This window comes from Caballeronia calidae (assembly GCF_900044055.2).
GTDB lineage: Bacteria > Pseudomonadota > Gammaproteobacteria > Burkholderiales > Burkholderiaceae > Caballeronia > Caballeronia calidae.
Genome location: NZ_FCOX02000302.1, coordinates 1 through 968, shown reverse-complemented (window position 1 = coordinate 968; position 968 = coordinate 1). Strand labels below are relative to the sequence as shown.

Sequence of the window (968 nt, the reverse complement as noted above, 5' to 3'; positions counted from 1 at the left end):
GGGAGCATTCGCCAGCGAAAATTCGGATGATTCAGACGACGGAGCGAAAAGTATGCAACATTGTACGAGGCGTAGCCAGCCCCTTGTTGGCCAATCTTTACCTGCACGAGCTTGACGTGGAAATGCGACAGGCAGGGCTGGTCATGGTGCGCTACGCGGATGACGCCGTGGTGTTATGCCGTACACGCGAGGAAGCGGAAGATGCGCTCACTCGAATGCGGGCTTGGGTGGATGCGAACGGCTTGACACTTCATCCTGACAAAACCCACGTTGGGGATTGCCGGCTGGAGGGTCACGGGTTCGAGTTTCTGGGTTACCGGTTCGAGGCAGGTCAACGTTGGGTGCGCAAGGAGAGTCTCATTGGGCTGCGAGATAAAATTCGCGCCCTGACCAAGCGTAACAGGGGCGATTCGATCGAGAGCATCATTGCGTCGATCAACCCGACCCTGCGTGGCTGGTTTGGCTATTTCCAGCACGCCCACCGCTACACCTTCTCGTCCGTCGACGGCTTTGTTCGTCGCCGCCTACGAGCGATCCTGCGTCGACAGCTTCATCGTCCGGGTCAGGGGCGATGCCTTCGCGATCACACCCGATGGCCAAATGCCTTCTTCGCTGATCTTGGGCTGTTCACGATGTCCCAGGCCCTTCGATTGGCGCGCCAATCCCGATGCGGAAACAACTGACTGGAGAGCCCGTCGCGGGAAAACCGCACACCGGGTTCGGAGGGAGGGGACGGCGATCGCCGTTTCCTACCCCTATACAACAAGGGTTATGCCGACTCCCCGATTATGCCGCGTCATGAATCAACTTCCATAACGATTGGGCGGATCCCGGTTCCGCGTTGGTCGGATTGTCGGCATTATCAGAGGGCCTCCAGGAAGGCGAGCAACTGGTCTGGGGGTTTGTAGCGTGTTGGCGCGATGCCGCTCGCTGTTGCGTGCGCGAGCGCGCGTTCCTTGAGTTGCATG

The 968-nt window shown here is 59.2% G+C and carries 1 protein-coding gene; it reads left to right on the top strand.

All coding sequences use genetic code 11. The features are described 5' to 3' along the window. Window positions 1–683, top strand: a 683-nt coding sequence (locus AWB78_RS42775; protein ID WP_269768991.1) for a group II intron maturase-specific domain-containing protein, incomplete at its 5' end; no start/stop codon positions are given. Between the last annotated feature and the right edge of the window lie 285 nt (window positions 684–968).